Origin of the sequence: Gemella sp. oral taxon 928, assembly GCF_001553915.1 — a bacterium.
Taxonomy (GTDB): Bacteria; Bacillota; Bacilli; order Staphylococcales; family Gemellaceae; genus Gemella; species Gemella massiliensis.
This window is the reverse complement of the sequence record NZ_CP014233.1, coordinates 1666487-1691077: the sequence shown is the minus strand read 5'-3', so window position 1 is coordinate 1691077 and position 24591 is coordinate 1666487. Positions and strand designations below refer to the sequence as shown.

The 24591-nt window shown below is 29.7% G+C and carries 25 protein-coding genes; 19 read left to right on the top strand and 6 right to left on the bottom strand.

What is annotated here, in order from left to right:
- Positions 1–291: 291 nt before the first annotated feature.
- The 4 genes from AXE85_RS07815 (at position 292) to AXE85_RS07800 (ending at position 5150) form a co-directional block, all read left to right on the top strand.
- Positions 292–1845 (top strand): SSURE domain-containing protein, encoded by a 1554-nt coding sequence (locus tag AXE85_RS07815; protein ID WP_197415952.1) that lies wholly within the window; start codon positions 292–294, stop codon positions 1843–1845.
- Between the two features lie 105 nt (positions 1846–1950).
- Positions 1951–2643 (top strand): response regulator transcription factor, encoded by a 693-nt coding sequence (locus tag AXE85_RS07810; protein ID WP_062174509.1) that lies wholly within the window; start codon positions 1951–1953, stop codon positions 2641–2643.
- A gap of 47 nt (positions 2644–2690) precedes the next feature.
- Positions 2691–3740: a sensor histidine kinase gene (locus AXE85_RS07805; RefSeq protein ID WP_062174508.1), complete on the top strand. Its 1050-nt coding sequence runs from the start codon at positions 2691–2693 to the stop codon at positions 3738–3740.
- Positions 3741–3875: 135 nt separating this feature from the next.
- Positions 3876–5150 carry an MFS transporter gene (locus AXE85_RS07800; protein ID WP_062174506.1) on the top strand — a complete coding sequence of 425 codons (1275 nt, stop codon included), beginning with the start codon at positions 3876–3878 and terminating at the stop codon, positions 5148–5150.
- A 55-nt stretch (positions 5151–5205) separates the two neighbouring features.
- Here the strand turns inward: AXE85_RS07800 and AXE85_RS07795 are convergent, their stop codons facing one another.
- Together AXE85_RS07795 and AXE85_RS07790 are read right to left on the bottom strand one after the other, a co-directional pair.
- Positions 5206–6276, bottom strand: coding sequence for an SH3 domain-containing protein (locus tag AXE85_RS07795; protein ID WP_062174504.1), 1071 nt, complete (start codon positions 6274–6276; stop codon positions 5206–5208).
- A gap of 12 nt (positions 6277–6288) precedes the next feature.
- Positions 6289–7068, bottom strand: a complete 780-nt coding sequence (locus AXE85_RS07790) for a M15 family metallopeptidase (RefSeq protein ID WP_062174502.1) — start codon at positions 7066–7068, stop codon at positions 6289–6291.
- 302 nt (positions 7069–7370) lie between these two features.
- Here AXE85_RS07790 and AXE85_RS07785 point away from each other — a divergent pair, with 302 nt between their 5' ends.
- From AXE85_RS07785 to AXE85_RS07750, 8 genes are all read left to right on the top strand, one after another.
- Positions 7371–8363 (top strand): DUF2232 domain-containing protein, encoded by a 993-nt coding sequence (locus AXE85_RS07785; protein ID WP_062174500.1) that lies wholly within the window; start codon positions 7371–7373, stop codon positions 8361–8363.
- Between the two features lie 4 nt (positions 8364–8367).
- Entirely contained in the window at positions 8368–10317 is a 1950-nt protein-coding gene (locus AXE85_RS07780) for a DHH family phosphoesterase (RefSeq protein WP_062174498.1), read from the top strand.
- Between the two features lie 16 nt (positions 10318–10333).
- A complete protein-coding gene (gene rplI, locus AXE85_RS07775) occupies positions 10334–10780 on the top strand; it encodes a 50S ribosomal protein L9 (RefSeq protein ID WP_062174496.1) in 447 nt (148 codons plus the stop codon).
- A gap of 15 nt (positions 10781–10795) precedes the next feature.
- Complete coding sequence (dnaB, locus tag AXE85_RS07770; protein WP_062174494.1) at positions 10796–12157, top strand: replicative DNA helicase; 1362 nt, start codon at positions 10796–10798, stop codon at positions 12155–12157.
- A gap of 71 nt (positions 12158–12228) precedes the next feature.
- Positions 12229–13203, top strand: coding sequence for a signal peptide peptidase SppA (sppA, locus tag AXE85_RS07765; protein WP_062174492.1), 975 nt, complete (start codon positions 12229–12231; stop codon positions 13201–13203).
- Positions 13204–13211: 8 nt separating this feature from the next.
- On the top strand, positions 13212–13841 hold the full coding sequence (locus AXE85_RS07760) for an RDD family protein (protein WP_062174490.1): 630 nt from the start codon (positions 13212–13214) through the stop codon (positions 13839–13841).
- Positions 13842–14030: 189 nt separating this feature from the next.
- Positions 14031–14597: a 5-formyltetrahydrofolate cyclo-ligase gene (locus tag AXE85_RS07755; RefSeq protein ID WP_062174488.1), complete on the top strand. Its 567-nt coding sequence runs from the start codon at positions 14031–14033 to the stop codon at positions 14595–14597.
- On the top strand, positions 14575–15324 hold the full coding sequence (locus tag AXE85_RS07750; RefSeq protein ID WP_062174486.1) for a class I SAM-dependent methyltransferase: 750 nt from the start codon (positions 14575–14577) through the stop codon (positions 15322–15324). Before AXE85_RS07755 ends, AXE85_RS07750 begins: the two co-directional genes overlap by 23 nt.
- A gap of 115 nt (positions 15325–15439) precedes the next feature.
- On the opposite strand, the gene AXE85_RS07745 is transcribed toward AXE85_RS07750, so the two are convergent.
- From AXE85_RS07745 to AXE85_RS07735, 4 genes are all read right to left on the bottom strand, one after another.
- Positions 15440–15712: a UPF0223 family protein gene (locus tag AXE85_RS07745; protein WP_062174484.1), complete on the bottom strand. Its 273-nt coding sequence runs from the start codon at positions 15710–15712 to the stop codon at positions 15440–15442.
- A gap of 11 nt (positions 15713–15723) precedes the next feature.
- The gene (locus AXE85_RS07740) at positions 15724–16398 is read right to left on the bottom strand and encodes a response regulator transcription factor (protein WP_062174483.1); all 675 of its coding nucleotides are present in this window, start codon (positions 16396–16398) and stop codon (positions 15724–15726) included.
- A gap of 87 nt (positions 16399–16485) precedes the next feature.
- On the bottom strand, positions 16486–16833 hold the full coding sequence (locus tag AXE85_RS08330) for a VanZ family protein (RefSeq protein WP_231723824.1): 348 nt from the start codon (positions 16831–16833) through the stop codon (positions 16486–16488).
- A 680-nt stretch (positions 16834–17513) separates the two neighbouring features.
- Complete coding sequence (locus AXE85_RS07735; protein ID WP_062174635.1) at positions 17514–18497, bottom strand: DDE-type integrase/transposase/recombinase; 984 nt, start codon at positions 18495–18497, stop codon at positions 17514–17516.
- Positions 18498–18686: 189 nt separating this feature from the next.
- Here AXE85_RS07735 and AXE85_RS07730 point away from each other — a divergent pair, with 189 nt between their 5' ends.
- The 7 genes from AXE85_RS07730 (at position 18687) to AXE85_RS07705 (ending at position 24560) form a co-directional block, all read left to right on the top strand.
- Positions 18687–19004: a DUF1904 family protein gene (locus AXE85_RS07730; protein ID WP_062174481.1), complete on the top strand. Its 318-nt coding sequence runs from the start codon at positions 18687–18689 to the stop codon at positions 19002–19004.
- Between the two features lie 187 nt (positions 19005–19191).
- Positions 19192–19554, top strand: a complete 363-nt coding sequence (locus AXE85_RS07725) for a GntR family transcriptional regulator (protein ID WP_062174479.1) — start codon at positions 19192–19194, stop codon at positions 19552–19554.
- Positions 19555–19567: 13 nt separating this feature from the next.
- Positions 19568–19720 carry a hypothetical protein gene (locus AXE85_RS08425; protein WP_156439988.1) on the top strand — a complete coding sequence of 51 codons (153 nt, stop codon included), beginning with the start codon at positions 19568–19570 and terminating at the stop codon, positions 19718–19720.
- Positions 19692–20540 carry an ATP-binding cassette domain-containing protein gene (locus AXE85_RS07720; protein WP_062174477.1) on the top strand — a complete coding sequence of 283 codons (849 nt, stop codon included), beginning with the start codon at positions 19692–19694 and terminating at the stop codon, positions 20538–20540. The genes AXE85_RS08425 and AXE85_RS07720 overlap by 29 nt, the downstream gene beginning before the upstream one ends.
- Before the next feature lie 2 nt (positions 20541–20542).
- Complete coding sequence (locus AXE85_RS07715; RefSeq protein WP_062174475.1) at positions 20543–21943, top strand: ABC-2 family transporter permease; 1401 nt, start codon at positions 20543–20545, stop codon at positions 21941–21943.
- A 554-nt stretch (positions 21944–22497) separates the two neighbouring features.
- Entirely contained in the window at positions 22498–23736 is a 1239-nt protein-coding gene (locus AXE85_RS07710) for an ABC transporter ATP-binding protein (RefSeq protein ID WP_062174473.1), read from the top strand.
- The gene (locus tag AXE85_RS07705) at positions 23736–24560 is read left to right on the top strand and encodes an ABC transporter permease (protein WP_062174471.1); all 825 of its coding nucleotides are present in this window, start codon (positions 23736–23738) and stop codon (positions 24558–24560) included. The genes AXE85_RS07710 and AXE85_RS07705 overlap by 1 nt, the downstream gene beginning before the upstream one ends.
- Positions 24561–24591 lie beyond the last annotated feature (31 nt).

The window sequence follows — 24591 nt, the reverse complement described above, 5'->3', positions numbered from 1 at the left end:
GTTAATAGAATAAATTATACAATAAAATTTAGTATGTAAATTTCTAAATGTATAAAATAGTATGGAGGATAAGAAAATTATCCTCCATATTTATGTTGTAACGGTTGAAAGGTATAAAGAATTGAGCTTATTTTATATTTTTACTCAACTTTAAAGAAGTTATTTTCTAATAAAAACCGAATATAACAAATAAATAAGGATTATTTAAGAAATATTTTAACTTTTTCTAAGAAGTATTTAATTTTAATTTTGTATACTTTAATCATAAAGAAAAAATAAGGAGAATATTTTATGCAAAATAATCGTATGAGTTTAAATAATGAAAAATGTAATAAATGGTCAATTAGACGTCTTAGTGGAGTAGGAGTTGCTTCAGTAATTGTAGCAAGTAGTATGATAGGAGGTGCTGCCCAAGTAAATGCCGCTGAATTAAAAACCAACAAACTTACGGAAGTAAAAGAAAGTAGAGATATTTTACAACCTAAAAATATAGATGAAATTAATAAGAAATTAGAGATGACAGGTAAAAGTATAAAAAAATCGGATATGATGACCGAAAATTCTAAGGTGGAAAAGAAAGTCGCTGATAATAAAGCTGAACCAAAATCTCAAGATAAAAATATGAAACATAAACATGAAATGACAAAACCGGAAGATGTAAAAAAATCAGTATCGGAAAATATTAAAGATAAAATAGATGTACCGGCAAGTTATTTAGAAAATGCAAAATATCCCGGACCGTTTACAGCAGGGGTAAACCAAGTAATACCATATGAAGCCTTTGGAGGAGATGGAATGTTAACAAGACTGTTACTAAAATCATCTGACAAAGCACCGTGGTCTGATAACGGAACAGCGAAGCACCCCGGACTGTTACCATTGGATAAATTAACAAATGGTCATTACTTCTACAATGTAGAACTGGACGGAAAAGCAAAAGGTAAATCGGATAAAGCATTGCTTGAGCAACTAAAAGCAAACGGAACACAAAGTTACTCGGCAACGGTAAAAGTATACGGTTCAAAAAACGGCAAACCTGATTTAAGTAACGTTATAGTAACCAAAAAGGTAACGATTAACTTAAAAGGAATGATGAAACACGAAATGACAAAACCGGAAGATGTAAAAAAATCAGTATCGGAAAATATTAAAGATAAAATAGATGTACCGGCAAGTTATTTAGAAAATGCAAAATATCCCGGACCGTTTACAGCAGGGGTAAACCAAGTAATACCATATGAAGCCTTTGGAGGAGATGGAATGTTAACAAGACTGTTACTAAAATCATCTGACAAAGCACCGTGGTCTGATAACGGAACAGCGAAGCACCCCGGACTGTTACCATTGGATAAATTAACAAATGGTCATTACTTCTACAATGTAGAACTGGACGGAAAAGCAAAAGGTAAATCGGATAAAGCATTGCTTGAGCAACTAAAAGCAAACGGAACACAAAGTTACTCGGCAACGGTAAAAGTATACGGTTCAAAAAACGGTAAACCTGATTTAAGTAACGTTATAGCAACTAAAAAGGTAACGATTAATCTTAAAGGAAAACATAACCACAAAGATCATAATCATAACGGGCATAATCCAACAGATCCTATGAATAAAGGACATATGGGTATGGGTGGACATCATGGGCATCATATGCATTCATCAAATACCAACCAAAACGGTTCGCAGTTAACCAATAGTACAACTAATCAAGGAACTTTATCAAACGGTAAAACAAGATTGCCTAATACAGGTCAATCTGAAACGAATTTGACATTGGCAGGAATTATTGGACTTATCTTTGCGAGTATTCTTGGGTTCTTTGCGATAAAAAGAAAAAACAGATAATAAAAGTAGGGGCATAAGTATATATTAAGAGGCTTTGCTTGAATATAAGAATAAGATAGTGCTATACTCTTACTGTATAGCACTATTTTTTAAGAGAGGATAAATATGAAAAATAAAATTTTGTTGGTAGATGATGAAATAGAAATAACGGAAATAAATAAAAGGTATTTAGAACAAGCGGGATATGATGTAGTAACGGCTCATGACGGGATAGAAGCACTTACAATATTTAAGAAAATGAAGATAGATTTAATAATTACGGATATTATGATGCCGAATATGGACGGATATGACTTTATAAGTGAGATTCAATACATAAATTCTGAACAAGCATTTCTATTTATTACGGCAAAAACAGCAGAGCCTGACAAAATTTATGCGCTTAGTATGGGAGCTGATGATTTTATAACTAAGCCGTTCAGCCCGAGAGAGCTTGTGCTTAGAGTGAGAAATATTTTGCGTCGAATAAAAAAAGTTGGGGTAGCATCAGAATCAATTACTTTAGGTGATCTTCAAATAAATCATGCCAGCAGATTGGTAATTGTTGGAGAAAAAGAGTTGGATTTAACCGTAAAATCTTTTGAATTATTATGGCTTTTAGCAAGCAATCCGGAACGTGTTTTTTCTAAAACGGAGTTATATGAAAGAATATGGCAAGAAGATTATGTAGATGATACTAATACTTTAAATGTACATATCCATGCACTTCGTCAAGATTTATCTAAATACAGTACAGAAAAAACTCCAACCATTAAAACGGTTTGGGGATTAGGATATAAAATTGAAAAAGCTGTATAGAGCGATTGTAACTTTAAGTATAATAATTTTAAAGAAAGGAGATAATAATGAAACTAAAAAATTATATTTTAATTGGATATTTGATTTCAACGTTAATAACCATTATAGCGGTTATTTGGGCGGTAAATAAAATGTTAATTGATACAAAAGGTACATATTTTATTATTTTAACAACTATTGTAGCGAGTGTTATAGGAGCCGTAGTCAGTTTGTTTTTATTATCTCGTGTATTCAGCTCTTTAGCGAGTCTAAAAAAACAAGTTAACTACGTCTCTGAAAAAAAATTTGATTTTGTTACAGATGTGAAAAATCCAATAGAATTTGCTGAATTGGCTAAGGCATTCAATGAAATGTCAAAAAATCTGGAGGAAACTTTTGAATCTTTAGCTGAGAGTGAAAAAGAAAAAAGTATTATGATTGCTCAACTATCGCATGATATAAAGACCCCTATAACGTCAATTCAGGCAACAGTCGAGGGTATGTTGGACGGCGTAATTGATAAAAAAGAGTATCCACATTATTTTAAAACTATAGGACGACAAACCGAGCGACTTAATAAACTTGTAGAAGAGTTAAATTATTTAACACTTAATACTTTTGATAAAGAGAATGATTTTACCGGTAAAGATATTATTTTCTTGGATAAGTTATTAATTGATTGTATGTCAGAATTTAGACTGTTGATAGAAAAAGAAAAAAGGGATATTTACATTAAAGTTATTCCGGAATCAGCTAAGATAGTTAGCAGTTATGACAAATTATTACGTATTATAGTAAATCTTATAAATAATGCTTTTAAATATTCAAAAAAAGGAACGAAAGTCGAAGTTATTGCAGAAGTAAAAAATAATAAATTGCAAATTTCAGTTATAGATGAAGGACAAGGTATTTCACCGGAAGAATTGGATAGTATCTTCAAACGATTTTACAGGGTAGAAACCTCTCGTAATTTAGAAACCGGCGGCTATGGATTAGGGCTTTCTATCGCAAAGCAACTTGCTCATCAGCTTAATGGTGATATATTGGTAAAAAGTGAGTATGGAAGGGGAAGTACATTTTCTTTAATCTTAAATGATATAGAAAAAGATAACTCGTAAGAAATGTATAATAAAATATTTTTACTGATAATTTTAAAAGGGGATTTTACCCTTTTTTTCTTTGTAGCATTCCTATCAGCTGATATATTTTAAATTTTATGTTATAATTCAAAAGGTTAATAATTTTGTTGGGAGATGATTAAAACAAAAATTTTACTTTCTTTAATTATGATTGTTTTTATTTTGGCAGTTGTATTTTATTTATCAAGGAAATTCGAGCTAAATAAAAATCAAATGATAATTTTTTGGATTTTGGTTCTTTTTTGGTCTGCAATCAGCATAATAAGGGCATATCGAAAACTGTATGCGATAACCCCTGTTGAGCATGGCGGACTTTCGTTAAGTCCGGTACTTGCGGCTCAAATAGCGGCGGGCTATGGGCTTACGAGTTTAATAGTAAGATTACCGATGTTTTTGGCGAGTGATATTTTCAGAAGAAGAAAAATATTTGTTCAAATTTCATTGTTTTTACTTATTATTACTTCATTTTTAGTAGCATTTAACGGAAATTATATTACGTTGTATCTATCCTCATTATCTCTTGGGCTTAGTGCAACGATGTTGGCGTTATTTAATGTTATTTTTTCGGAAACTTTTTCCGGAGATAAGGTGGCTGTTTCGGTGTCCATTCTTTCAGCAGCACCATTGTTGGCAGAGTTTGTGGCAGCACCAATTCAATATGTTATGACTATGAATACATATAAACATTTCAACTATATGTGGATAGTGTCCGGAAGTATTGCTGTTGCAACATTTATTTTAACATTTATGATGAAAGATTATGCATCTAAAGACAGTAATTTTTCTTTTAATAAGGTTAGAACAGTTTTGAAACATAAAAGTTTTATTTATGTTTGTTTATTAGCGTTGTTGTTATCATTTATAAAATTTTCTACTAGCGGTGCTAATATGGTAGCTTATGGAAAAACTGAATTAAATATGTCTCCGCTTATGCTTGCTTATATAGATGCAGTATTTGCAGTTCCGCAATTAATAGCGGGTATTTTAGTAGGAGTTTACTTTACAAGAAAAATTGGTATTCAAAAAACATTGTTGGTTTGTTTTAGCAGTGCTTTAATATTTTACATTATAGCACTTTATGTGAGCAATCCCTACATTATCTTTGTAAGCTATATCTTTAACGGGTTAGCGTATGGAGGGTCGTATAATGTTTTAATTTCCCTTGCCATGCAGTATTTTGATAGAGAATATAGAAATATCAGTATGGGTATTTATCAAGCATTTTTTGCACTTGGTATTTATTATGGTGACTATGTTTATGTTTGGATAGCTAAACATATTAAAAATGGACTTTTAGGATTTAGTCAAGGGAAATCAATATTCTTAATTGTTATTTGTATAACACTTCTAAGTATGCTTATGGTTAAGCTAAGGGTAAGAGACAACTAAGTTATAAAAAAACACAAAAGACTTTATTTACTGAAAATCTTTTGTGTTTTTGTTATTATTCGAGAAGATCAGCTCTTATCCAGCCATTTTTCCCGTTGTAGGTTACATATGCCCATTTTTCACCGTTTGAATTTTTTTCAATATAGTGTTGAGATATACGTTGACCAACTTTTATAGTTGCTAAAATTGAACTTGAGTCATTAGCAGAACTTCTAAGATTTACTCCTTCAGTCGGTTTGACATAAACTGTTCGTTCTTCAGAAGGGGTTGAATTATTTGAAGAATTTGACGATTTATCTTTGACAATAATGGTTTCTTTTTCCTTCGTTTTTTCGTTTAAACCGTTAACGGTGAATTGACGTTTAAATTCTCCGGTAGTTTTTAAATTTAATTTTTTTGCGGTATTTTTGTTAAGGGTAATAGTTACTTCCACTTTATCGCCATTTTTAAGCCCGTCTTTTTTATCAAAACTAACATCGGGGTTAGCAAGGAAGTTTGATATTTCTGATGTTGTATTATTTATATCGGGAACTTTTTTTATATCAACTTCAGGTTTTCCGTCGCCTTCAGTACCATAAGTTACAAAGTTGACTTCATATTTAGATAAATCAATAACAGCTTCTTTTTTTATAAATTTAGTATAACCAAAGTATAATCCGACAACAAGAACTGCGAAAGTAACTATACTCGTTAAAATAATTGGAACAATACTTTTTTTCTTCTTGTTACTATAACCGTCGGATGGGGTAAATTGTTGATTGTTATATTGGTCATTGTTATGAGTTTTATTTATAGGCGGTATGAAGTTTGGGTGATCGTTATGGTTTGTGTTACCGGAATGATTTTTCGTATTGTAGGTAACGGGATTCTCGTATCCGCTACTATTTTGTTCAACATAGTTTTCTTGTGTTCCAAAATCGTTATAATAGTTATTGCTATAAGGGAAAAAATTTCCTTGTTGATCGTAATAACCGCTTTGTGTATGAAAATTCCCCTGATTGTCATAATAACCGTTCAGTTCAATATAATTACCGTTTTCATCATAATAACCATTTTGATTAAATTGGTGTTCATTATTTTCATTATAATTTTGAGGGTTAAAACTATTGTTTTTTTCGTTATTCATATAATTCTCCTTTTACTCTAAATAATCTCCACCCAAGGCGTTTAAATATTCTTCGAGTGAAATATTTTTTTCATAAATTGTTTTGGCAATATTTTCTCCGACATAACGGATATGCCAACTTTCAGCCATGTAGCCGGTTTTATTAACAAATTCGGGTTTATATCTTATAATAAAGCCGTAGTAGTGAGCGTTATCAGCAAGCCAACGTGCAGCTTGTACGCTACTGTCACTGGTGCCGCTGGAACCTAGCAGTTGACCGTCATTATCGATTAAATCGAAAGCTAAACCTGTTTGATGTTCGCTATAACCCGGACGTGCGGAAAAAGTATCGGCTTCTTTTTTACCATGCTCATTAATGTAGTTGTTATAAAGTTCGGTTTGAGTTTGATAACTTCTAAAGCCGGAAACTTGATTTGAAACATTAAGGTTACGTTTTTGTGCATCTTTAATAAGTTTATTAACATTTTGCCTAGCCGTAGCATCTTCTCCCGGATTATAATTTTTAGGAAGTGGATGCTTCTTATTTGCCAGTAATATTCCGTTGATGACAGTTGGTTTATTAATATTATCCGGAGTTTTTCCACGAAGACTGTCTAAAGCTTCTACTGGATTATTGGTATCCGACTCTTTATTTTTTTCATCTTGAGAAGAATTTTCTTTCTTAGTTACAGTTTGAGAGTTTTCATTCGTGGTGTTTGAATTATTGTTAACTGATAAATAATAATAACCTCCAAGTGCGAAAATAAGGACAACTAAGACTGTGGTAGTTATTGTAATAATATATTTTTTCATAATATTCCTCCTTTTTAAATTATTTTCTTCTCTACACACATAATAATAGTTTGAATAATAATCTTTGTCAATTATTTTAATAAAAAATTATAAAAATTAATAAAAAAATTTAAAGGGAGAGCTGTGAAATAAAAATAATATTTTTCTTTAAAAAATAGTTCTAATTTGGTATAATAATAAGGATAATGTTGATTTAAAATATTGAAAATTATTAATTTTTGAATAAAAACAAATTTGAGATTAACTTATTTTTTATTCTGTATAAAAAATTAGTTTTAATTAAAGAATAAAGGAGTGTTAAATTGAAAGATAACATTTCACAAATGATAAAAGAAGAATTGGAAAAATTACTTGCAAATAAATTTTTCTTTAAAGAACCAAGTAATAAAAAAGTAATAGCTTATAGTATAAGTTTTATTCTATTAGCATTATTAGGGGCGTTGCTTAGGGTAGAAATAATAGCCGCATTTTTATCGGTATTCCCTTTAACTTATGTATTAGGAGCTAAAGGCGAAAAATTATATTTACCGCTTTCAACAATAGGAATTGTTATAGTTTTGGTTCTTTCACCGTCAGGGTTTGCTCTTTGGTTTACATTACATATTTTTATAGCTTATATTATTTATAAATTAATTTGCGATAGACATTCTAAAGTTATTTTGCTTTTAACTATGACAGCATTTTTGTTTTTGGGGCTGGCAATTTATGTAGCGTTACTTATTAAGCAAGGTGCATTAAATATTAATTTTGAACAAATATCTAAAATAGTAAATGATAATGTTAATACCATGATAATGGCAAATAAAGAGATTGATAAAAATTTACTTCTTGCAAATTTTGAATCATTTAAGAAAACTTTCCCGGTAACGATATTTGTAGCGTTATTTGTTTATAGTTTAGGACTTGGACAGTATACCTTAACTATGTTATCAAAAGAGTATGTAATTATACCGACGTTTCCTAAATTTAGCAGAATTATGTTAAGCACTAAAATAGGATATTTTTATGTTGTGTTAACCTTGATTAGTCTATTTTTAGAAATGCAAAATACAAATAATTATGACTTCTGGACGATTGTTACACAAAATGTTGTCGGGGTATTAGCGTTGGCATTTACGCTTAACGGGCTGTTTACCGTCTTTTTCTTTGTGGAGCAGAATAGAGGTGTAAAGGCGGTTAAACCGTTGTTGGTGATAATGATGATTTTTCTAAGTCCGATATTTGAACTTATCGGTTTTGTTGACAGTTTATTTAAGTTAAGAGAAAAATTTATGACATTGCGGAAAGGAAGATAAGTATATGAGTGAAAAAAGAAAATACGAAGTACTTATTTTAATAATATTTATCTTAGGTGCGGTATTTATTTCGATATTCAGTATAGAAAGTTTAATCGTCTATCTTATAGTAGGTCTATTGTTGCTTATTCCTTTTTATTACCACGGACAAAAACAAGAAGAACAGACAACAAGGTATATCAATAAGTTGACTAACAGGATTAAAGATTCGACTGAGAAAGGAATAAATAAATTCCCTATTGGAATTATTGTTATTGATGAAGAAAAAAATATAGAGTGGGCGAATAATTTTATTTATAAAAATATAAAAGTTGATGAAATCCATGGTGTGAATATTTTAGAACTTATGCCGGAATTAGCCAATCTTTTTGAGGTGGAAACACCTGTGGACAACCAGTTTGAAATTTTTGGGAAACATTATAAAGTTAATTACCAAAAAGATAGCGGCTATATTTATTTCTTTGATATAACCGAGGCAAAAGTTGTAATGCAACGTTTTAGGGATACACGTCCTATTATTTTAAATTTAAGTCTTGATAATTATGAAGATGTTTATGATTCTTTAGATGATGAAGTAGCTAGCAGGTTAGATGCAAATATTGTCATAACTCTTACAGAGTGGGCGAAGAAAAACAGTATTTATCTCAAAAGAATAGACGAGGACAGATTTATTGGACTTCTTAATGTTAAAGATTTAAAAAAAATAGAAAAAGATAAGTTTCAAATTTTAGATTCAATTAGAAACTTAAAAGAAGATTTTGATGCACCGGTCACACTAAGTATCGGTGTTGGAGTAGGAACAGATTTTTTACCGGAGCTTGGGGAATTGGCGAAAAGTTCATTAGATTTGGCTTTAGGGCGTGGCGGAGATCAAGTAGCTATAAAGGATGTTGACGGAACAATTAGATTTTATGGCGGAAAAACAAACCCTCAAGAAAAAAGAACGAGAATTAAGGCACGTGTGGTATCCAATGCTTTGGCAGATATTGTTAATGATAGTGATAAAATTATTGTTATGGGACATAAGCGTCCTGATTTTGATGCTATAGGTGGTTGTATCGGTATTTATACTTTTTCGAAAATAGTCGGTAAAGAGTGTTATATCGTTTTAAATGAGAGCGATATGGATGAAACAATTAAGAAAATTATGGCTGAAATTCACTCGACGGATGAGAATCTTGCGAGAGTATTTGTAACAAGTGATGAGGCATGGGAACTTATGACACCGCAAACTACTCTTCTTATAGTTGATACGTCAGATGCCTCTCGTGTTATTGATGTCGGTATTTTACAAAAAGCAACTAAAAAAGTAATAATAGATCATCATAGACGAGGAGAAGATATTATTACTAATCCGCTGCTAACCTATATAGAGCCATATGCGTCGTCAGCATCGGAATTAATAGCAGAATTAATAGAATATCAAACGAAGATAGAAAAAATAACACCGCTGGCTGCTACAATAATGCTTGGCGGAATAGTTGTTGATACTCAAAACTTTTCTATAAGAACAGGGTCAAGAACTTTTTCTGCCGCAGGGTATCTTCGCAGCAATGGAGCAGATCCTACTAAAGTAAAAACAATATTAAAAGAACCTATTGAAAACTTTATGAATAGGGTAGAAATTATTAATAATTCCATTCAAAAAACGTCAGAGATAGTTATAGCATTAGCACCAAATGATAAAAAATATACTAATGTAATGCTTGCTCAAAGTGCTGATTTACTTCTTAGCCTTAAGGGGATAGAGTGCAGTTTTGCTGTCGGATATTTAGATGAAAATAAAGTCGGGGTATCGGCACGTTCATTAGGAAATATGAATGTTCAGTTGGTAATGGAAGAGCTTGGTGGTGGAGGACATCTTGCCAATGCGGCAACTCAAATTGAGGAGACGACAATTGAAGAAGTTCTGGAGAGATTGAATAAAGCGATAGATGAAATTTTATTAGCATAAAAAGGAGATATGGGACATGAAAGTAATTTTTGTAGAAGACGTAAAAGGTAAAGGTAAAAAAGGAGAAGTAAAAGAAATAGCAGATGGTTATGCGAAATTTCTTTTAAATAATAAGAAGGTAGTTATCGCTAATAATGCGAATATGGCAACTCTAAAAGGTCAACAAAAACGTGTCGAAAAAGATAAACAAGAGGAATTGGTTCAAGCTAATTTATTAGCTAAACAATTGGAAGATATTGAGGTAAAAATTAGTGTAAAAGCGGGAGAAGGGGGACGTTTATTCGGTTCTGTTTCTTCTAAGCAGATTGTTGAAGAGTTAAAAAAACAACATAACCTTAAAGTAGATAAGAAAAAAATTGACCTACCTCAAGGAATTCAGTCATTAGGGTACACTAATGTAAAAATAAAAATTCACAATGAAGTGCAAGGTGTGATTAAAGTACATGTGGTAGAACAAGCGTAAAAATGAGGTGGTAATATGAAGTATCATATTGATTCGGTCATTTTGGCAGAACAGTCGCTTTTAGGGGCTTTAATGAGAGATCCGGAAAAGTTGGTTGAGGTAAAGGCTGCTGTTGAAGTTGAAGATTTTTATGATGAAAGAAATAAAGACGTTTATAGTGCGATTTTGAGATTAGATGAAGCGGAAATTACACCCGATACTACTACGATATTTGAAGAAATAAACGACAGCGGGGCATTTCGAACATCAAATGCTTCATTATACATAGTGGAATTATATGATGTAACACCAAGTACACGTAATATTATGCACTATGCAACTTTGGTAAAACGCTATTCAATTTATCGTGAAATACGTGGAGCTCTTCTTAGCAGTACGGAGGAGATGAATGCGGGGAATGCTGATATTGATTCGTTGACAGCGACACTTTTCGATCAAGTTGAACGAGCTATGGAGCGTGCCAAACAATCACACTTTAAAAACATGAAAGATGTTACCGATGAAGTTTTTAAAGAAATATTGGCTAGAATGTCAGGTGAAGGGCAAAACGTTGCAATGCCAACCGGATTCAGTTCTTTGGATCAGTTGGTAGGACTGGGGAAAGGAGATTTGTTTATTTTAGCGGCAAGACCCTCAATGGGTAAAACAGCTTTTGCTTTGAATATCGCTTTAAATATTGCGGGTAAAAATCATAAGACTGAAGATGAGAAAAAAACGGTAGCACTTTTTTCTCTGGAGATGGGAGCGGATCAGCTGGTATCTCGTATGATTTGCAGTGAAGGAATGTTGGATTCTGAAAAAATTAAAAAAGGAACACTTGATAATGATGATTTATTTAAGTTAGAAACTGCGGTTCATTTTTTAAATCAGAAAAATATTTTCATTGAAGACAGTGCATTTATTAAGGTTAATGAAGTTAAAGCAAAATGTAAATTGTTAAAAAGTGAGCATGGATTGGATTTGGTCGTTATTGATTATCTTCAACTTCTACAAGGAAGCAAAAGAACGGATAATCGTCAGCAGGAAGTATCAGAAATATCACGAAGTTTAAAACAAATGGCAAGGGAATTGGACTGCCCTGTCATTGCACTTTCTCAACTTTCACGTGGTGTGGAATCACGTCAGGATAAACGCCCGATGATGAGTGATTTAAGGGAGTCGGGAAGTATTGAGCAAGATGCTGATATAGTATCATTTTTATATCGTGGAGATTATTACCGCAATGCTGATACAGATGAAAGTGAAATACAAGAACAAAACGATGTATCAACTGTTGAGGTAATTGTTGCAAAAAATAGAAATGGGCAAACCGGAACTGCCGAACTTGCTTTTATGAAACGATATAATAAATTTGTTTCAAAAAGTTATGGAGAATAAAAGGTAAGTAGGGAAAGAGCTTAAAATTTATATTGTTCTCACTTTAAAAATAAAAGTAAAGGGGAAAAGTAGTGAATAAAAAAAATAAAAGAATAATTTCGCTTGTTGTGGTAGTGGTATTAATATTTTTATCATTAGCAAAAGGAACGCTATCACAACAGAACGGTAATACAAAAAAAGAAGAAACAATCAGTGAGTATTTATGGTCATTTTTGGCAAATCAATCGACAACAAAATTAACATTAAAATCTGGAGATGATAACCAAATAATCCAAAAAATCTCTATTGAGGGAGAAATAACTTCGGAGATGACAAATGAATATTCAAAAAGTTCAGTTTTGAACCAGATAAAAACTGCAAAAAATAATTCAGATGTTAAAGCCATATTGTTATCTGTAAATACCCCAGGTGGTGGAGTATATGAAACTGCAGAATTATATAAAGCATTAAAAGAAAGTGGCAAAGATGTTTATGTTGTTATGAAAAAACAAGCAACCTCAGGTGGATATTATGTATCTATGGCAGCAAAAAAAATATTTGCCAATAATGAAACGACAACAGGTTCTATCGGAGTTATTATGAGTTATATCTCAGCTCAAAAGTACCTTAATGATAAAGGTATTAAACAAGAAACTATTCGCTCAGGAGAACAAAAAGCAATCGGCGGTGTTGCTGAAGATTTACCGGAATCAACAAGAAAAATTTTGCAAGAGCAAAATAAAGAATCATTTGATCGCTTTGTAAAAGTTATAGCCGAGGGAAGAAATATGAGTGAAGATGATGTTAGAAAATTAGCAGACGGCAGAACTTATAGCGGAACCCAAGCGGTAACGAATAAATTGGTTGATAAAATTGGTACGGAAGATGACATGATTAATTACATCAAAGAGGAGAAAAAGTTATCAAATCCAAGCGTTATTGAAATTCGCAGCGAACGTGCTTCAAGTAATTTTTTAACACGTTTTATTAGAGCAACTACACGTGCTTTTGTTTCAGAGTTAAATAGCGAAAGCTCAACAAGAATAGAAAAAAATTATCTAGGTTAGGTGATAACATGGAAAATAAACAACAAAACTTGGATAGAGAAAATTTCATAACTGAAAATGATAAAGAAGAGCTAAAAACGGAAAATATGACGGAAGAAACCAAAATAACAAAAGAAAATGTAGAAGATTTTATCTTGCCGACAACATTAGAAGATTATAGAGAAATATCAAAACATTTTTATGCAGGTTTTTGGATAAGATTAATCGCTTATATAATTGATATAGCTGTTACTTATGCAATAACAGGACTTTTCAATACATTAACTTTCAATAAGTTAAATATCACGATGAACATACCGTTACTTGGAGAAAGTTCGCTAACTTATATCTTTGTTATGCTTTTCTATTTTGTGATTATGACTTATTCAATAAATCAAACACTTGGAAAAATAATAATGGGATTAAAAGTAGCGGCAATTTCTCCAAAAAAATTAACATTAATTGATGTTTTATACAGAGAAATTGTTGGAAGATTACTAAATATGGCATTGTTCAGTTTACCTTATTTAGTAGTTGCTTTTAATAGTAAAAAAATGGGTTTGCATGATTATATTGCAGATACTGTTGTAATAAAAGAAGATTTTATGAAATTAAGAACTCATATGAATAAAAAAATAGAACAGTTGAATATTAGATAAAAATGATTGCCTTAAAATTAAAAAGGGTATATTTAATTTATATGAGGTAGTTTATTTGTAAAAATTCGCTTTGTAAGATCTTTTATATCTAGTAGACCTTGCAGGGTGACTTATTAAAATCTCATTTTTAGAAATCATGATTTTTTAAGTCCCCTTTTTTTAGGGCAAATAATAGTGAGGTGGTAGTTAGTGAAGGAAAAGACTAGAAAAAAATTTATTTCTGAACGTGATAATCTTGCCGAAAGTTATAGAAAATTGGCAAGTGAAAAAATATTTAAACAAATAGAGAAATTAAAAGAATTTAAAAACTTAAATAAAATATTTATCTATGTTTCTTTTGGAAGTGAAGTTGCAACTGAACAATTTATAAAGAAATATCTTAATGAAAAAAAAATATTTGTGCCAAAAATTTCAGGCGAAGAAATGCTGATTATCCCCTTACATAAATGGGAGGAACTTAGAAAAAAAGGGGCATTCGGTATATTAGAACCGACTAATACGGATAATTATGTGGGAGAAATGGATATTGCTATTGTTCCTAGTGTTGTATATGATAAAAAAGGTTATCGTATAGGGTATGGAAAAGGTTATTATGATAAATATCTATCGAAAACAGCACCTAAACTTATGATTGGTGTTTCTTATGAAAAAATATTACAGGAAAATCTTCCGATAGAATCTCATGATATTGCGGTTGATTTTGTTATTACTGAAAAAAAGGTTAGGGTAATAAATGAAAATTACTACAAGCGTTAGAACTAATGACAAATTAATAGAAAGAGCAAAAGAAATTGCGCATCAAAAAAAGTTTGATTACATTGAAAGAAAAAAACAAACTGTAAAGGATATTTTAACAAAATATAAGGAAGTAGTTGTCGTTTATAAGGATAAATTAGTATATTATAATGAAGAAAATGAATTCTTTTTCCATCCGGATACGGCTTTTCTTAGAATTAAAAATAACGACAATGAACCGTTAATTGAAATAATCAATGCAGAAAATCAGAGAGTACTTGATGCGACAATGGGATTAGCAAGTGATAGTATTGTAATCAGCTATTATGGTCATAAAGTAGTGGCTGTTGAAAAAAGTGAAATTATCCATTTAATTGTAAGTAAAGGTTTAAAAAATTATATTTCTGATAATAAAATGTTAATAAAAGCATTAAGGAATATTGAAACAATTTTGTCCGATAACCTTGAATATTTAAAGAATTGTACTGATAATAGTTTTGATGTGGTTTATTTTGACCCGATGTTTATAAATTCAATTATGGAATCCAATAATCTACAAGGGATAGAAAAAATAGCAAGTAGGGATAGTTTGAGTGAAGAGTTGCTAGTAGAAGCGAAAAGGGTAGCAAGTAAAAAAATTGTGGTAAAAGCACATTTTCGTGATGATATTTTTGAAAAATTCGGTTTTAAAAGAATTGTGAGAAAAAATTCGAAATTTCACTATGGAGTTATAGAATTAGATAAGTAAATTTCTAAAATACAAATAAAAATAGGAGCGACTTAAAAATCGTGAGTTCATTAGAAACAAACTTTGTTTAGTCGCACCCTCTATATATTTTAAAACAAAATTATATTGATAACACTTATGATTTTATCAATATAATTTTGTTTTCGTTTTTCATCGCTTTTGTAGTAAGATACCCGTCAAAACTGGTTATATTTTTGAAATCTTTATATAAATTATTTTCTTCAGATTTAGCTTTTACAATTTGCTTGAATGCCTTGTAATGTTTTTTATACTCATTAAGTTCGACACCTTTTGTGTAACAAAGTTCAACAATATCAAGAAATTGAATTATAATACCGACTTCTTTCGGGGTATATAATGAGTAATTTATCGGATAATTAAATTCCATAGATACCTCTATTATTCAAAAGTATAACCAACTCCACGAACAGTACGTAAGTTTTTGTCAAAACCAATCTTACGAAGTTCTTTTCTAAGTCCGGAGATATAAACCTCAATAGCGTTAATAGTGGTTTCAGAATCAACTCCCCAAACACGATCAAAAATTTCTTCCTTTTCTAAAACAATATTATTATTAATAACAAAGAAAGAAAGAAGTTCAAGATATTTGCCTTTAATTGTATTTAAAGTAATTTCTTCTGTTTTAACAAGTTCATTTTTTAAATCAAGTGTAAGATTTTTATACGTGATTTTATTTTCTGCTTGGAGATTACTTCCACGTTGCAGAAGGTTAGCCATGGTAGAATTTATTAAAGAAGCTTCACAGTAGCGAGGTAGATATTCTGTAATTCTATGTTTCATCACTCTGGATTTTTCATCTGTAGATTCTGTAACGGAAAGAATAATAGTAGGAATTCTTTCTTCTTTCGTTTCTCTTGAGTAATCTAATATATCAATACCACCTTTTCCGGGTAAAATACTATCAGCAATAATAAAATCGTAAGAATTATTGTCGATTAGAGTGATAGCATCAATTCCGTTATAACATACATCAGCATCAAATTTTTCTGAAATAGCAGTCTTTAATCGTGCTGCTAAAAATTTATCATCTTCTATAATAAGTGCTTTAAGCATTAGAACTCCTCCTTTTTTATTTTTATACTCCTAGATAACTATTTTATAACTTTTGGCTGAAAAATACAACTAAAAAATGAAATATTTTTAACTTTCTTTACGGAAACAAAAGCGAAAAATTAAAATAGCCAGACTAATACCGATAAAAACTCCTAAGCTATCGATAAAAACGTCTTTTATATTTCCATCTCTATCAGCAATAAAAATTTGATGAAATTCATCGCTTATAGCATAAAGAACTGAGAAAGAAAAGCCTGTAAAAGCTATTTTTGAAATATTTATTTTATTTAGATTTTTTGAAAATATGTTGGTAAAATAATTAAATGCTGAAAAACCTAAAATAAAATATTCGCTAAAATGTCCAAGTTTTCTAATAAAGAAGTTATCGGAAATTTTTGAAGATTCATAACCCGCTTGGTGCGAAAATAAAAATATAATAATACAGATTATAATTAAAAAACTTAGAGAAAGGTATTTTTTGTATAAAAATTTAATAAAAATTTCCCCTTTATAATATTATAGTTATCTTTATATCTTTAATAATAACATATTTATAGAAAAAATGATATTAAAATGAGGTGAAAATTTTAAAAAAATAAGAATTGTATAATTTGATATAAAATTTAATAAGAAAGCGTCTTAGTGTAAAATAAATTGTGAATAAATATCGAAAATTTATTTTTTTTGTATAATTAATTGAGAAAGAATTATAAAGAATTTTTTTGTTTAGTTTTATGTTAATATTTATAATGAAATATACCGCAGAAAAAATTAAAATAAATAATTATACAATAAAATATTAAATAGCATGCAGTAGATAATTTAGTAAAAGTAAGACAATTCTAAAATTAGGAGATATTTTCTGTACATTTGTAAATGATGTGAGACAAAAAAAGTAAAAAATAAATACCGGATATAATAGAATTACATAGAAGCTAGCTTCTATGTAAACCGTATGAAGCCCCCGACGTAAATTACATTATTTGATTAGATTTGCCAGCTTTAATTCCTTAGAGAACATTTCAGATTTCTAAAACTTATTTGTCAAGGATTTGAAAAAGGCGTAGCCCTTGTCCTTGACAAATAAGTTGTGAAATCTATTATCTAACAAGGAATTAAAGCCGGCATATTTTTATAGACTCTTTCCGTAACTCTTTTCTTTTTTCAACAGGAGAAAGCCAATTTAAAGTCTGCATAGGAAGACGGTTAGAGCGATATAGATACTTTTTCATCTGAGATATAAGATCATCATACGAAAAGAAAGATAAACGCCTGTAAAAACGTTCATTATCATTTCTATGACTACGTTCAACCTTACCGTTATGTCTAGGAGTTCTAGGTCTAATAAGTTGATGTTTAATGCCAAGATTATTACACAATACATCAAAAGGGTGTATTCGTTTAGTATCTTTAAAATGTGTAAATTCAAAACCATTATCAGTTTGAATTATCTTGGGTTTATACCCAAAATAATCAATAGCCATTTTAACAAATTGAACAGTAGAGTATGATGATTGTTCTTTAAAAGGGAAAATAAATCTTTCCCTAGTAGCTTCATCAATGATAGTATATTGATAAAATTTATCAGGAATTTCTCCTACATAACAACGTTTAGGAACATATTTCACATCAAGTTGCCATTTTTTACCAATTTCAGTAGGTGTATTATAGGGTTTAGGTTTATAAGGAATTACTTTTTTCTTAGTATCTTTATAAAAACCTAATTTTCTAAGCACTCTAAATAAAGAACAAGGATGTCTTTTATAACCTTTGTTGAATTTAAGTTTAGCATATAATTCAATCATAGAAATATTAGGATTACGTTTAATAAGATTTTTAATCCAAGACAATTCTTCAACTGTATGGGCGTTAGGGTGAATGGAATGAGGTCTATGAGACTTATCTATAAGAGACTCTTTAGTACCGTCATATTTTTTATTCCAACGCAAAAGAGAGGCTTTTGATATTTTATAGCGCCTACAAATAAAGCGGATAGAGTTACCATTTCTATAAGTTTTAACTGCAGCTATTCTTGTTTGTAAAGTATGAGGTATATATCGTTGTGTTTTTTCTATATTTTCTGTTATAATAGTTTTCATAAGAGTAAATTCCTTTTTTTGATTTGTAGGTAACTTCATTATACAGGATTTACTCTTCTTTTTTTTATTATATGTCTCACATCTATTGTAACACTACAAATTCTAAAATTAGGAGATATTTTCTATCTTTTTTATTTTATACAGATATGATATAATTAAAGAAAACGAATGCAAACGGGAGGTAATTTTATGCCGAGAATAGTAGCAAAAGGGATAAAAAAAGATGATTTAAAAAAAATTAGCGGGGAGTTGTTTGATACAATTTCTAATATTATAGAAAGACCGCGTGAAGCTTTCACATTGGATTTAGTTGAAACTGTAGCAATTAGTGATGGTGAAGAATTAAGTCGTGTTAGAATTGAAATAAGTTGGGTAGCACGCCCGATTGAAGTTTGTGAAAAGGTTGCACAAGCTGTTAATAATCTGATTAAACCATTAAATTATGATAGAGTTATGGTTTCCTTTAATGATATTGATTTAAAAAAAGAATTTGATTTTGTTAAATAAATTTTAAAAGACTTTGGAGTCGTAGAATAATCTACGGCTCTTTTGTGTTATACATTGTATAAAAATAATTTAATTAAAAAATAGAATAAAAAATATATTTTCACTTGAAGTGTATGGCTATTTATGGTACACTAAAAATGAAATAAGTGTATGGCTATTTATGGTACACTATGAAAGGTGGGATTTTATGTTTAGTAATGGTAGCTTTTCTAACAAACCGCTTTATAAGCAAATAGTTGACGAAACAAAAGGGTTAATAGCGAAAGGAATGCTTAAGGAAAATGATAAGATGCCTTCGGTTAGAGAGTTTGCAAAAATAAAAAAAGTCAATATAAGTACCATTCAGAAGGCTTATCAACAGTTGGAAAATGAGAAGATAATTACAACAATAGTAGGGAAAGGAACATTTATAACAAATAATTTTGATAATATAAAACCAAACTATAAGTTAATTGACACATTGATTGAAGATTTAGTAAGAGAAGCAAAAGTTTTAGGGATAACTAAAGAAGAATTACTAAAAAAAATTAGCGATATGTTTGAAGAATAAGGCAGGGGATATTATGGATAAAAATGTAAACTTTAATAATGTTTTAAAAATAATTTTAGTAGAGTGGAAATTATTGGAATTATCAAAAGAAAAACTTTTTGAAAGAGTAGAGCAATTTTACGAAGGGGTGAATAAAAATGAAACTGAAAATAAAAAATTTGAGTAAAAATTTTGGTAAAAAGAAAGTGTTATCCAATATTAGCTTTTCGGTTGAAAATTCTGAAGTTGTTGCTGTTATAGGGAGAAATGGCAGTGGCAAAACTACACTTTTCAAGTTGATTGCGGGTATCTATGATTTGAAAGAAGGAGAGATGTTTATAGATGAAACTGATTTGCAGGATATAAAAAATGAAATAATTTATAGTCCTGACAAATTTAACTATTTTGAAAATGAGAAAATAAAAAATATAATACGCTACTATGAACTTTCATATCCGAAATTTTCTAAAGAATATTTTATAGCGGAGATTGAGAAAAACAAGATAGATTTAAGTACAAAGGTTTCTGAATTATCTAAAGGTCAAAGGGCTATTTTATCTGTTATTTTGAGCTTTTCTTGTAAAACTTGTTTTGTATTGTTAGACGAGCCGTTTGACGGTATAGATGTTTTAAATATTAATTTAATTATTGATTATATCATAGAAGCTCAAGAAAATGGTGTGGGGATTTTGATAAGCAGTCATCAGTTGGCATATGTTGAAAATATCAGTAACAAAATTATTTATTTAGATAATAAAGATTATTTAACGAAAGAGGTTAATCCAACCGATTATATAAAATATCAACTGGTTTATAAAGAAGAAATTCCACAAAGTATACTCCAAAATGAGAACATAGCCGTTATAAGTAATATCGGTAGAGTTTATACAGTTATAACTTATGGCGATAATGATAAGCTAATTAAAGACAGTGGAACTTTACAGTACGATAAGTTACCGGCTACGCTTGAGGATATATTTATATTACGAAATAGGGAGGGAAGATAATTATGTTCAATGATATTTTTAAAATAATTCAAATTTATGTAAAAAAATATTTTATTTTTATTTTAATATTGTTAGCGGGATTTGTTATTGTTTCCGGAATAACCACAGCAAACAGAATGAAAGAGTTAAAAGATGATATTGCCGGTTATGAGTTTGAGAAAAATATCGGTAATAATAAAAGAATAGAGAATAGTAAAATTATTAATGTAGATGAGCAAGAAAAAAACAGTTATAAACTAACAACTGAAAAAATAAAGTATATTGAAAATTTCAATGGAAAATTGTCAAAAAAAGAGCTAACGGAAATGCAGAATAGATTTGCTGTTGACGTTTATTTAGGAAGAATTTCAGAACAAAGTGAAAGGAACTTTTATCGTTCCGGCGATATAAATGTTGTTAAACAAAGAGAGCAATATTTTAAATATTTAAGCCAAGAAGAAAAAAATAATTTAAAAAAATACAATGAACTCAAAGCCAAAAGTTCTAATAATGGCAAGAATACAGGTAAAAATATAGAAATGTTAAAAATTTATCCGGAATATTTTGGGGATAATCCGATAAAAATAAAAATGTTTGTATTGGAAAATTTTGAGAAAAGTAAAACAGAAGTAAAAGAAACTTTGCATAACGAAAATACAAATATAATGTACATTATTTTAATGTTAGTTATTGTGGTTACTATTTTCGGATTTGAGTACCATACTAATTTTGGTAAATTTATAGCAAGTTTACCGTTTAAGAAGGAAAAAATATATTTTGCAAAGTTAATTCTTACGATAATCATTGTAGCGGTAGCGTATTTGTTGGTGGGTATTTCGAATGTTTTAGTAGTGAAAAATAGCGTTATATCGGAATTGTATTCTATTACAAATACCTTTACAGCCCATAGCAAGATCTTTATTTTAGGATTAGGTATAGTTATTTTAGGGGCAATAAGTTCCAGCTTTTGCGGAAGTATTATCAGCATTATAGCTATGTATGTTCCATTACTTACCCTGCATATCTATCCTATAATGATATTTTATATAATTTGGCTGGTTGTAGCAGGTAAAAAGTTAATAATCGAACATATAGTGATAAGTCCAAATTCTGTGCCGATAGCTTATTATGTAACTTATGTAGAATGGAAGTATATATTAATATGGCTCGGGGTAATGTTTATAATTTCTTTATTAATGAGTAAAGTTTACAAAAAACACAATATTGAAAGTGAAGGAAAATTTTTCACAATAAATATAATCGATAAATTACTGTACTTGTACGGAGTATTAGGAATAATAGCAGGAATGTATGCTATATTAGGATTAGCATTCTTTGTTAATAAGTATATAATTACAGTAATATCAGTAGTATTAATTCCGATAATTACATGGAAGTTGATGAATATTAAACTGAGAATATAAGAAATAATCAAAAGAAGAAAATCAATTTATATAATTACTTTGGTTTCGGTTTATTATTACGATTTTTGTGATAAGTAGGCTATAACTTTCTATAATAAAGAATATAATATTTTAAAATCAATGATATTTATGTAAATATTGTTGATTTTACTTTGTAGTAAGTGTTTTCTTAACTTTTTTATAGAAAAAGGGATAACAATCAAATTTTCTTAATTAACAATTATAGGTATTATTTGAAAATTCAAATATAATGTCAGTGTTTTTTTATAAGTTAATTTTAAGAAATTTAATTAAAATATAGATAGAACAATAATATTTATTTTAAGATATATTAAATATCTATGTATTGAGTGTAAAATTAGTATAATTATCTTTGTTAATTGCATGAAATAACGTTTTTGATTTAATAAGAAAAACTTTTAATTAAAAGCAGGAATTACAAGATATTTTCAGTAGAAAAATAAGAAATAATTATTCACATCTTAGTAGAAAAACTTTTTCAAGTATGATATAATATAAAAGAAAATTTATGAGAAAGGAATCTTCTATCAATAATGACAAATTTAGATGAAAATAAAGATGTATTAAACGATAATCTAACAGATAAGGGAAGTAAAACGGAAGGTTACTCAGATTTGTTAGAAAAAATAAGACAGCAGGTTGATAGCGAAAACAATTCAACTGTTCAAGAAAAATCTAATTTCACAAAAGACTTTTTAAGTGAATATAAAAAAGAAGATGTACAGGAAAATAAAGATGTACATAGTGAAACAGTTGTTTTAAATCGTGAAGATTTGCAAAAAGCATTTGAGCAGGAAAATGTTTCAAATGTTCCAAATGTTTCTGTAGAGGTAGGGAAAACTACGGAAAAAAAAGAACAAGGTGAAGTTGTTCTTGAAGTGTTGGGATTAAAAAAACGAATTGGTTTAAAAACCATAGTGGATGATATTACTTTTGAAATGAGAAAAGGTGAAATCATAGGGTTGCTTGGACCTAACGGCAGTGGTAAAACTACTATTATGAGAATGATGGTAGGGTTGACCAAAATTTCTAAGGGTGATGTTTACTGTTTTGAAAAACCTCTCGGTTTAGGGAAAACGAGAATGTTAAAAGAAATAGGTTCTATGATTGAAACACCTGAATTTTATAACTATATGTCAGGTTGGTCAAACTTGAAACAAATAGCAAGAACATGTGGAAAAAAAGTTAGCCGTTCAAGAATAAAAGAATTGGCTGAGTTTGTAGGGCTTAAAGATGTAATTCATAAGAAAGTTAAAACCTATTCTCTAGGAATGCGTCAACGTTTAGGCTTGGCGCAGGCTTTATTGAATGATCCTAAAATTTTAATATTGGATGAACCAGTTAACGGATTAGACCCACAAGGAGTTCAAGATTTCCGTAATAAGTTAAAAGAGATTGCAGCGACAGGGGTTTCAATCTTGATTTCTTCGCATTTATTGGATGAAATTGAAAGAGTTAGTGATAGAATTATCGTTATTGAAAAAGGTCACATTATAGCAGATGATAAATTGGCGAATTTGAAAGCTGATAATATCGTCAAAACGTTTGTTTCGACATATGATAACGAAAAAGCGGAAGCATTAATTGAGGAATTAGGTATTCGTTACAAAAAAGAAAATGCCGGATTTGTCTTTGAAAACTTATCAAGAGAGAATAAGGCTCAACTATTAACATACTTAGTAACGAACAATGTGGAATTGGATACTGTTAAGGTGCTAAGTACATCATTAGAGGATCGTTTCTTGGAAATTACCGGAAAGGAGAATAAATAATGAAATTGTTAATTAATGAATTTGTTAAAGATTATAAAAAGAAAACAACATGGTTGTATATATTATTAGTATTTTTAGTAATTATTGCCTATAATTTTTATTTATATAAAGCAGTAGGTGTTGACAGTTTTAATGCTGTTGGTTCTTTAGCAGGAATTACTGAAATTTCCGCCGGACTTGGCAGTATTTTGGTTTTAATTATGTTTGCCAATAATCTATCACAGGAATATTCAAAAGGAACGGTTAAATTTTTATACACAAAACCTAAGTCACGTTCTGCAATTTTAACTGCAAAAATAGTATTGGCTATTTTAAATTATTTTATTTTTGTTATAGTTGGAACAGTTTTTGAGTATATTATTAAAAACTATGTATTTTTTAAAGGTAAAATGGATTTAGGAAAACTTAATGAAACAATCGCAGAAGGTTATTTCGGACGAACAGTCTTGAATCAACTTATTATTTCTAATTTAGCGGGGCTTGCCGTTATGATATTTTATATATCTATGGTACTTTTGGTTTGCGTAGTATTCAAAACACAGATACTATCTCTTGTCCTTGTGATGTTTGCAGTTTTGGGCGGATCGATTATTCAAGGAATAACAGCACTGGCAGTTCAAAAATGGTCTTGGATAAAATATCATATGTTTGATGTGAATTTGTTCGGCAGTTTCTATAACCGTGAATCAAGTCGTAATCTTGTAAAATCAGTATATAAATTTGATGATGCCAATGCACTGGTGATTATGTTAGTAGCTTATACTGCGATATTTTTGATTATTTCGTATATAATTAACGCGCGTCGCGATATTACAATTGATTAATAATTTTAAAACTTTATAGATAACTAGGAGG

Coding starts and splice junctions, on each gene's coding strand:
- AXE85_RS07815 (WP_197415952.1), top strand. CDS start 292: ATGCAAAATAATCGTATGAGTTTAAATAATGAAAAATGTAATAAATGG.
- AXE85_RS07810 (WP_062174509.1), top strand. CDS start 1,951: ATGAAAAATAAAATTTTGTTGGTAGATGATGAAATAGAAATAACGGAA.
- AXE85_RS07805 (WP_062174508.1), top strand. CDS start 2,691: ATGAAACTAAAAAATTATATTTTAATTGGATATTTGATTTCAACGTTA.
- AXE85_RS07800 (WP_062174506.1), top strand. CDS start 3,876: ATGATTAAAACAAAAATTTTACTTTCTTTAATTATGATTGTTTTTATT.
- AXE85_RS07795 (WP_062174504.1), bottom strand. CDS start 6,276: ATGAATAACGAAAAAAACAATAGTTTTAACCCTCAAAATTATAATGAA.
- AXE85_RS07790 (WP_062174502.1), bottom strand. CDS start 7,068: ATGAAAAAATATATTATTACAATAACTACCACAGTCTTAGTTGTCCTT.
- AXE85_RS07780 (WP_062174498.1), top strand. CDS start 8,368: ATGAGTGAAAAAAGAAAATACGAAGTACTTATTTTAATAATATTTATC.
- rplI (WP_062174496.1), top strand. CDS start 10,334: ATGAAAGTAATTTTTGTAGAAGACGTAAAAGGTAAAGGTAAAAAAGGA.
- dnaB (WP_062174494.1), top strand. CDS start 10,796: ATGAAGTATCATATTGATTCGGTCATTTTGGCAGAACAGTCGCTTTTA.
- AXE85_RS07760 (WP_062174490.1), top strand. CDS start 13,212: ATGGAAAATAAACAACAAAACTTGGATAGAGAAAATTTCATAACTGAA.
- AXE85_RS07750 (WP_062174486.1), top strand. CDS start 14,575: ATGAAAATTACTACAAGCGTTAGAACTAATGACAAATTAATAGAAAGA.
- AXE85_RS07745 (WP_062174484.1), bottom strand. CDS start 15,712: ATGGAATTTAATTATCCGATAAATTACTCATTATATACCCCGAAAGAA.
- AXE85_RS07740 (WP_062174483.1), bottom strand. CDS start 16,398: ATGCTTAAAGCACTTATTATAGAAGATGATAAATTTTTAGCAGCACGA.
- AXE85_RS07735 (WP_062174635.1), bottom strand. CDS start 18,497: ATGAAAACTATTATAACAGAAAATATAGAAAAAACACAACGATATATA.
- AXE85_RS07730 (WP_062174481.1), top strand. CDS start 18,687: ATGCCGAGAATAGTAGCAAAAGGGATAAAAAAAGATGATTTAAAAAAA.
- AXE85_RS07725 (WP_062174479.1), top strand. CDS start 19,192: ATGTTTAGTAATGGTAGCTTTTCTAACAAACCGCTTTATAAGCAAATA.
- AXE85_RS08425 (WP_156439988.1), top strand. CDS start 19,568: ATGGATAAAAATGTAAACTTTAATAATGTTTTAAAAATAATTTTAGTA.
- AXE85_RS07720 (WP_062174477.1), top strand. CDS start 19,692: ATGAAACTGAAAATAAAAAATTTGAGTAAAAATTTTGGTAAAAAGAAA.
- AXE85_RS07715 (WP_062174475.1), top strand. CDS start 20,543: ATGTTCAATGATATTTTTAAAATAATTCAAATTTATGTAAAAAAATAT.
- AXE85_RS07710 (WP_062174473.1), top strand. CDS start 22,498: ATGACAAATTTAGATGAAAATAAAGATGTATTAAACGATAATCTAACA.
- AXE85_RS07705 (WP_062174471.1), top strand. CDS start 23,736: ATGAAATTGTTAATTAATGAATTTGTTAAAGATTATAAAAAGAAAACA.